Origin of the sequence: Hoeflea sp., from assembly GCF_039975035.1 — a bacterium.
Classification (GTDB): Bacteria; Pseudomonadota; Alphaproteobacteria; order Rhizobiales; family Rhizobiaceae; genus Hoeflea.
In genome coordinates this window covers 1-8,521 of record NZ_JBDWHW010000043.1, presented here as the reverse complement: position 1 = coordinate 8,521, position 8,521 = coordinate 1, and the positions used below count along the sequence as shown (strand labels likewise).

The following is an 8,521-nucleotide window of genomic DNA, read 5'->3' as shown; positions in this document are numbered from 1 at the left end:
CGAGAAAGGCGGCCGCAATGTCCGGGAATGGTTTGCAGCCAGAAACCAGTTTGCTATCATGTTCGGGGAGCGCTTCAACGCGTGACCGTATCTGAAACCCGCATGGGCCAGGCCAGATACACAGAGTTCATGACACTCCCTCGGCGTAACGTGCAGCAAGTTCTTCGAAGACATCTTCGCTTTCACGAACATCAAACCCCTGAAGCTCAAGGCCATCAACTATCTCATCGCGCAACCGGTCCAGCGCCTGGCGTTGTCCTAGATGGTGCTTCTCGGCACTCATGATCATTTTCCACAGCAGCATGCGGGCCAGATCATCTCGCGACGGCCGACAGCGAAAACGGGCCTCATCTCTCACTCTCTGCTGGCGGGCACGCTGCTTGGCATTTCTGTCCCCATTTGTTTTTCTTGTCATCCTGATCTCCCTGTTCATCGCGGAAATCCAGTCTGATGGCCGGCGATGCAAGCAACAAACGTCGTTTGCCTCCCAATGTTGACAATCTGGAAGGGGGGTGGTCCGCGGGCTTGGTTTCTATGTCTCCAACCCCATTGCCACAAACGGCGTACTAAGAGGAATCGCGGTTTCCCGGTTTCGAATCGGCAAGACCGACTCAAGAATCGCGGCAGGATAAATTGAGATGACTTGTTTCGAGTCGCCCGCACGTCATTGCGGATTGCGCTGACGTCGCGATGACTTGAATCGGGTCACCTGCACGTTGCTTTAATGGATATCAAATTGCGGCGCGTTGTTTGCTGGTTTCCCTGCCGCCGCCACTTGCCGTTGCCAGAATCCACGGGACTGAATTACCGTTGGCGTCAACGGCTGATGCGGGGCTGCATCCATTTGGGTTCATCGCCCGAGACCTTACGGATTGTCCGTGCCAGAGCATCGCTCAGGTCAACGACTGCATTGTAATGTTCGGACTGGGGCTTCAGTTCGCAAAGCAGCGGGACAAGGTCTTTATGCAAGTCTGTCGTCCAGGCGACGAGGTCATCGATCTGTGCAGACGTCAGTTCGGGTTTCCGCTTGTGCCTTTTTGTCATCATGAGCCTTCCTGAACGAGGGCCCGCCCTGCCTCTGGGTTAGCTGATTCACGCCTTCACGCAAATCATGATCGTGAAGGCCGCTGATCGTCTGAAGTGAATCGCAGATTCCTAGGTTGGAAACGGCTGCGCTGAAGTCGGAATCACCAAGGCTGAATCTGGCAACGCGGGGACTGATTTCCGAAACGTCGAATCCTGGGTCGGACTCGCCGTTTCAGCATTCAGAATCGCGAAGGCCTACTTTGGAATCGCGGGCGCCGAGTTTGGTAACGCGGAAGCCGAATTCTGAATCGCAGTTTCAAGGCGCCGCTTTTTTGGAGCCCGTTGCGGTGGCATTCATTTCCTGAGCAAGCAGTGCTCTCACTTCGCCGCCATCAAGGGTCTTTGCTTCTGCAAGGCGGGTTGCCAGTGCTAACAATGCATCGTGATGCCGAGATAGCAGTTCGAGAGCCATCCTCTCTGAAGCTTCAAGCCGGTCATGAACATGCTGCGCAAGCTGCCGATCAAGTGAGAGCATTGATGGCTGTTCTTCCAATGATCGATAGAGCAACGGCTGAGCCCTGCCGAAACCTACGTTCGTTTCAGCGTCAGTCGCAAACCTTGTCGCTCGCGCAAGATCAGACCTTTCACTTCCACCAGCGCCAACACCAGCTTCGCCAAAGATGAGCTTTTCCGCTGCTTGTCCGGCAAGTGCGCAAGCAATCATCTGATTGAGCCAGGTTTGAGTCTGGACAACACCCCGTCGCATTTCGCTTTCGACGTAGCCGCCAGACCCGTTTCCAACGGTCACGGTAGAAACGGTTGCGATGTCGAATGCAGTCCACGCCAGCGCATGGCCAGCTTCGTGAACAGCAATGCGCCAGATCAGCTCCGGTGGCATTGCCATCTGGCCTGCGGTGAGCGCTGCATGGATGTCGCTGTAAGTGAGCTGCCGCTTTTCTCGACGGGCTTTCTGGCGTGCTTCGCGGACCAGACGCTCGACGTCTGCACCTGTGCTACCAGCGGCAGCCAACGCCAAAGGCAAGAGTGCTGAGTTCAAATCGGGCACTGCGACAGAGATATGAGATTTATCCATTGATGAGTACTCCTTCCTTGCTGTCGTGGAGTTGACCACTGCCGTTGCCGACAATGGTGGTGTGGCTGTGTTCGGGCAAAGCCCTAGCCGAACTGATGCGACCGATGGAGCTGCCGACCTCACTGCTGTTCAAGACCGCATCGAGATCACTTCCCAAATGATGCGCGATGATTGTCACCAGGGCCGCCGTATCTGGCTGCGGGATGACGATGTGCTTCTCAAGCCGACCAGAGCGCAAGAGCGCAGGGTCGATCTTGTCGGGCCTGTTTGTCGCGCCAACGACAATGACGCCCTCGGTTTTCGAGGCACCATCAAGCAATTCGAGTACGCGGTTCACAAGACTCGACCAGTAGTCATCGTAAGGCCGGTCACTGCTTCCGCGGTTTCCAATGTTGTCCATTTCATCGATAAACAGGATGCAAGGAGCGTTGTGAGTGGCATGCTCGAAAGTGGCGTTCATAGCTGCCAGAACATCGCCAAGGTTCGACGCTTCCAGCCATCTCGCCACAGACGTCGCGATCAAAGGGACACCCAGAGTGTTGCAAAGTGCCCGGGCAAAAGTCGTTTTGCCAGTGCCGGGCGGCCCAGAGAGCAGCAGCCGTGAGCTGAGGTCAGACCACTCCACTTCACCGTTCCTGAACTCGTCAAGGTCAGTCTTGAGGTCAAGCGCCCACTGCTGGGCATCGCCATATCCGGCGAGCCGTTCAACGAACAAGTGATCCTTTCCCGTGGACGGTTTGGCAGATTGTTTCGCCGTCTGCCCTTTGCCTGCTTCTGGCGCGGCCAGTTCTTTGACTGGCTCGATGATGTCGAAGCAGCCCGAATATTTTTCGCGCTTCTTTGCATCAGAGCGTTTTAGCAAAGCGCCCAATCGGCCCTCCTTGTCTTCGTCCTCTTTGGCTTCGGCCACGGCGCGGTTTTCGGCTTCAAGCGTCGAGAGAATTGCCATGATCTTGGTCAGCGACCGACCAGGACGAATGGCGATCGCGAGATCATCAGTGCCGAGATGTTGTGGTTGGAAGTCGAGCTCGTTCATCAGGAACCATGAGCGACCGATCGGAATTTTGTGGCAGATCGCAAGAACATCAGCGATCAAGCTTGCATCGATGTTGTTTCCCGTGATCACCATGTCCGCGACAGTGACAAGCCGTGCTGGCAGTGGCCGATCGCGCTCATCGCAGATGATGAGAGGTTTGAATGCAGTCAAAATCCTCTTTGAGACGATCGTGCGAAGTTCGTCATCATCGCTGTAACGTTTCAAGGAAGCGCTCCCGAAACAGCTGAAGGATTTCCGCGGCGTTGCGTCGGCGAGCGCCTTGAAGCGTCCGGTCAGAGTAGGGCCTTCGGCGATCGGTTCGAGCGACACATGAAACGGCAACGCCAAGCCATCTTCGAGCAGATAGCCGAAGTGTCGTTCGAAGTCCCTGACTGGGACCTGGACAGCAACAATGGATTTCTTCCGTTTCATAATCGAGAGCAGTCGATCGACTGCATGCTCATCCTGCTCAATTGCCCGTGCGAGCAGCAGCGCCGCAGAGACTTCTTGAACCTTCAACGCAAACGCAAAGCCCGCCACAATCGACAGGACATGATCCCGAAGTGCTGCCATGTCCTGGAAAGGCAAATTGGTCGCCGTACCCTTTCCCGTCATCGGTCCGTTTACTTTGGACGTCATGTTTGAGGACAGCGCACTTTCACCGCCAGCTTGAGGTAGCGTGTCGGAATGTCCTGCAGCATTTCCAGTGGAGGTGTCGGATGCGTCGACAGTTTCGTCAGCGCAATCTTCTTCATCCAGATTGAATGCATCGAACTCGCCAGATTCGATCCGTCTCTCGATCTGCTTCCTGTTTCGCGAAGATTCCTTCAGAAGGGACTGGACCAGTCCCCGGTCCTGATCGACATCACCGGAAAACAGCGCTGCATTGTCGGCCACAAGGTTCCAGACCACCCCACTGTGCTCGCTGTTGGCTAGCGGCTGACTTTCAAGAATGCCGGCGTCCATGGCACGGCCGAAGGCTTCCAGCCGTGCTGCGCGCTTCAGGCGAGCAACGAGATATTTGGAGGCGCGTTTGCTGATCTTGCTCATCACTCTTGCTCCTCGGCGCATGTGGAAAAGTCTGCAATTGTCTGGATGTTGGCAGGCAGGAACCGTCTGTTTCCATCGAGCCAGTCTTTCAGGATCAGGGCGGCGGGATGCTTGAAGCGGCACATCAGATCAAGCCGCCGCTTCAGATGTTTGGGTAGCTCGGCCTTTCCGGTATCAACTGACCCGGCGCAGCGAAGGATGTTGCGGACAAGCCCCGGAGCCAGCTCGTCGATCAGCTCAGGCGTCGGGTTGCCTTTCATTGTCCGGATTTCAATTCGTCGGCGATGTCGGTGCAGCGCGTCATTTGCGGTGCATGCGTGAAGCGGAGGTCGGAACTCGGGTGAGGGTTTGCTCTGCCGCCGCTTGGACGTGCGCGTAAGAGGTTTTTGAGGGTGGACCGAGGTAGCGGAAGGATGCTTCCGCTGCTGCTTTGGAAACGCGATGACATTGCTTTTGGTGGTGGGATCGGATTTACGCATGACAGATTTCTCCTACGCCGGATCGTTGGGATCGGCGGGTGTCGTGAACAAAAAGGTTGTTGAGTGAGTGGAACCAGGTGTCCGTCAGTGACGGGTGGGCGCTTGAGCGAAGCCCAGTTTGATCAGCTGCGCATTGCCGCTGGCGTCCATGACGTCGGCGTCGTCAGAAGACTGATTATCCTCGTCATCAGTCTCCACCTCATAGAACGTGCCCTCGGACTTACCCGGGGGTGCTATCGGCGAATGACAGGCCTGGGCGAAAGCCGCGCACGCCTGTTTCCAGTGTTCGTCAACACGAGAGCGAAACTCTGCCTGCAAAGATGCGATCGCTGCGCCAGCACCTTCAACTTGAACCAGGTGGTCCAGCTGCGAGAGATGCCAGATACCTCCGTTCAGGTCCGTCTTCCGATTGTCAGCCGTCAGGATGACGACCCTGACTTCTTTGACGTTCAGGCGTCGATGTTCTTTGTAGAGGAAATCCGGCAGGATTAGGCCTGCTGCTTTCATCCGATTTTGCAAGTCGTCAAGCCGCAGGCGGTCATAGGTGTAGACACTGCGCTTTGCGTCCACGACATGCGCCGTGTTTGTGCGCTGATTGAGAATGACAAAGTCGGGCGTGTAAGTCTTGCGACCGACTGAATCTGCATCGAACGTCAACGCCCTGAAATTCTCGGCGTCATTCATCTCCACGAGTTGCAGCGCCGCTGGCGACACTGGTAGTCGCAGGTTCTGCGTCAGCACCTTCAGGTCCGGATTGCATCTGGCCACAGCGGCGATTCCAAGTTCGATCAGCCTGCCCTCAAGTACTGGCAGTGGCCGAAGTACAGTGGCAAGGTCATCAATGCCGCTAGATAGTGCTTGTGCCATGGCGTCTGCCGAGAGTGAGGGGTCGATAAGTTCCTGAATGAATGCGTCGAACTGCTGCTTCAGTTCCGGAGAGTCAGCGCAATGCGCATACACGGGTACGGTGGTTGTCTTAAGTGTGATCTTGGTCATGGAAATCTCCTGTTGGACAGCGATGACGGCAGCATCCAGGCAGGCACAGCGGTGCAGAAGCGGAAATAATTTCCGCATTGGCTACCCCGAACGGGCAGTTGTACCGCTGATGTCGGCGAAGAACCGGGCGTGATCGCTGTGATGTGAAACGATCAGTTGCGCGAAGAAGAAACGGGTGACGGCGATAGATCGCCGGTCATCATCAAGCATCGCCGCGATCGGGCATCAACAGGAGAGAAATGCGATTGGTCTTCCCCATCGGGGGAGATAGCGATAAAGGTCAACATAGCCTTGGGCCTTTCGAGAGAAGGTTGCGGGTCAGGCCCTCGTTCGATGTTGTCGCATCGGCGGGGGCCGTTAAGTCGCTGCAGAAATACATTTAATTGCGACAATCAACAGATAGTCCGGAGTTGCTTATCCGGCAAGGCAAAAAGAACGTATCCGGAACAAGAGCTCCGGGATGGTTAACAAGCGACGCGGGTATTTTGAGAGAACAGCGAAAGAATAGTCCACATGACACTGATCATTTGGGATGAATTGTTCGCCGCGACAGGATCGCTTTTGAAGAAGCCGTCGCTGCATTTTGTAGCTCAAGTGCCGTGGAAATTTGCCGGCAGTGGATTAAAAGTGGTTCCGTTCAGAAAGTAAGTTGAGGTGGCCTGAACTGACAATCGTTACCCCTCATCAATGACAGCTTTGCGCCCCCATGGCGGACGTTCGGCCTGCTCCTATACTATCTGGAAGCTGCCGTTTGCCCAGTCAGAAAAGATGTCTAACTTGGGTGGTTTGCTGCCCGACCGCGTCTGAGTGCGAAGCAGACAGTGCGGACGTCAGGATAGCCAATGCCCAGAGTGCGCACGCAGTCATCTAGCAGTCCAAGGCGCGCACCTTTTAGCTTGGAACACCTTTTAAAACACCAGATCCAAATGTGAATCCTTCACTTGCCCCTCACGCGCGTGCTGATAGGTTGCCGAGGGGGGTAGTGATATGAACGGCGAAGCTAAGACCACGATTGAAGATCTATTTGACCTCAAGGGTGCCGACCGCGAGGCGAAGGCGTATGCATTTCTCTATGCCGCGTTCAAGCGCACCGAGATCAGTTCAAACCCGGTTCGTGACGCGCTAGATTGCCTTGTCCCCTTCATAGCGCCCTACACAAACCAAATTGCAGGAAGGCAAGTCACCTCTGACGGCATTCAATCTTATCTCAAAGCGAGCTTCGGTTTCGAGATTCCGCTCTACGCTATCGATCAGCTTGTTGAGGCCCTGCAACAGCAGAAGTTCGTGGAGTATCGTAAGAACGTCCGAGCACATTTCGCTGTTTCTCACGGAGGCAAGTTCGACGTTGTAAAATCGGAGATCGAGACGGAATTTGACGATATCGTATCTCTGTTGGAGGACCACGCGCGCAAAGTGGGTTTCACTGTACCCCCACCCTCGGGCAACTGGGGAAACGCACTCATCGCATTCCTGCGAGTTCGCACGGACAAATCAAGTAGCCGAATTGTTAAAATAAAAAACGCTCTGTTAGACCCCACGTCGATTGAGATAGCCGTTGTTGGTGCGTTCATCCGTAAGCTTCACGACGAGAGTGACGACAACCATTTCAATAAGATACTGAATATCTTTATGGGTGTCCTGATCGAGGACTTCATTTCTTCGGTTGCTGCCATCGGGCAGATCGACTTGCAGAAGCCAGTTACGGTATTATACGACACAGCTGTTCTGCTGAGGCAGCTCGGGTGCTCGGGTAAGATGCTCCGTACCGCAACGGAGGAGCTAACCCGCTATCTTCAGGATTTAGGTTTCCAAATACGCTACTTCTCCGGAAACGAAGCTGAGGTCAGTGGCATTATAGACACCATCGTCTATATCAAAGACACTGGTAGGGAGCTTGAAGGTGAAACCGCTGCGGCGATAGCGGCCGGAGAGGTTAGTACTACCGACCTGCGGATGCTTCAGAACGCCTTTCCCGAGCGGCTCGCTGCGTTTAATATTTTCCCTGCTGGCGATCTCGAAAAGGATGCGCTGGCGAACGCTCGATTTCAAATCGACGAACGTGGTTTTTCGGAATTCTTGTTCGCAGGATCGCATGCTTCGGGACGTCCTTATAGCCAACAAAATCGACAGAATGACGCCGGTTTCTTGGCTTCGGTAATGCGATTGAGGCGGGGCAACAGGGCTCGTGATCTGGCAGATTGTGGGTTCGTGTTTGTTACATCGAACCGTTTCCTCGCATCCGCTTCAAGGCGATATTTGATTGAACAACGGTCGTTGGGCCACAACAGTTTTCCGCCTATTGTTGCGCTCGGCCAGATCGCCACCATAGCGTGGCTTTTAAAGGACCAGTCTATACCTCCTGAAAAAGCGGGTCGCGAGCTTCTTACGAACTGCTTCGCGGCAGTGAAACCAGACGCTGAGTGGTTCGGTTTTTTCCGGGAGGGCATGGAGAAGGTCGCTGGCCCCCTTGAGGACTTTACAATGCAGGGCAAGAACGCGCTAACACTTCAAGCTGCCAGACGTATTGCTCAGGATGAAAGCTTCGGAAACTCTGCAATCGTGAAACAGTTGAACATGGCTGAAATATTAAGCCGTGCGGAACAGGAGCAGAACCGGGCTGACGAAGTGCGAGACGCTGCAAGTGCGGCGGAAAAATTGCGGAACGAGGAGGAGCGTGCAGCCATTCTAGCCGCATCTGAAGTCCAACTCGCTAAGACCGTCGAACAGGCGGAGGCCGACCAGCGTAAAGCCGTCAGGCTTGCGAGGGAGGAAGCCCAGGCAGAGTTTAAGAGCCCGATTCAAAAGTTCGTCATTGATCGCAAAGCCTTGCCAACCGCCGCA

At 54.9% G+C, this 8,521-nt stretch carries 8 protein-coding genes; 2 read left to right on the top strand and 6 right to left on the bottom strand.

Annotated elements, in window-relative coordinates; all coding sequences use genetic code 11:
- Positions 1–127 precede the first annotated feature (127 nt).
- The 6 genes from ABJN75_RS03585 to ABJN75_RS03560 all read right to left on the bottom strand — a co-directional run bounded on the left by ABJN75_RS03585 (position 128) and on the right by ABJN75_RS03560 (position 5,680).
- Positions 128–415: a hypothetical protein gene (locus ABJN75_RS03585; RefSeq protein ID WP_348436932.1), complete on the bottom strand. Its 288-nt coding sequence runs from the start codon at positions 413–415 to the stop codon at positions 128–130.
- 401 nt (positions 416–816) lie between these two features.
- The gene (locus ABJN75_RS03580) at positions 817–1,047 is read right to left on the bottom strand and encodes a hypothetical protein (protein WP_269389961.1); all 231 of its coding nucleotides are present in this window, start codon (positions 1,045–1,047) and stop codon (positions 817–819) included.
- A 295-nt stretch (positions 1,048–1,342) separates the two neighbouring features.
- A complete protein-coding gene (locus tag ABJN75_RS03575) occupies positions 1,343–2,119 on the bottom strand; it encodes an ATP-dependent Zn protease (RefSeq protein ID WP_348436929.1) in 777 nt (258 codons plus the stop codon).
- Entirely contained in the window at positions 2,112–4,205 is a 2,094-nt protein-coding gene (locus tag ABJN75_RS03570) for an ATP-binding protein (protein ID WP_348436927.1), read from the bottom strand. The genes ABJN75_RS03575 and ABJN75_RS03570 overlap by 8 nt, the downstream gene beginning before the upstream one ends.
- A complete protein-coding gene (locus ABJN75_RS03565) occupies positions 4,205–4,684 on the bottom strand; it encodes a hypothetical protein (protein ID WP_348436925.1) in 480 nt (159 codons plus the stop codon). The genes ABJN75_RS03570 and ABJN75_RS03565 overlap by 1 nt, the downstream gene beginning before the upstream one ends.
- A gap of 84 nt (positions 4,685–4,768) precedes the next feature.
- A complete protein-coding gene (locus ABJN75_RS03560; protein ID WP_348436924.1) occupies positions 4,769–5,680 on the bottom strand; it encodes a hypothetical protein in 912 nt (303 codons plus the stop codon).
- Between the two features lie 513 nt (positions 5,681–6,193).
- On the opposite strand from ABJN75_RS03560, the gene ABJN75_RS03555 reads away from it, so the two are divergent.
- Positions 6,194–6,328 (top strand): hypothetical protein, encoded by a 135-nt coding sequence (locus ABJN75_RS03555; RefSeq protein WP_348436922.1) that lies wholly within the window; start codon positions 6,194–6,196, stop codon positions 6,326–6,328.
- Positions 6,329–6,667: 339 nt separating this feature from the next.
- Positions 6,668–8,521, top strand: a 1,854-nt coding sequence (locus ABJN75_RS03550; protein ID WP_348436920.1) for a hypothetical protein, incomplete at its 3' end; no start/stop codon positions are given.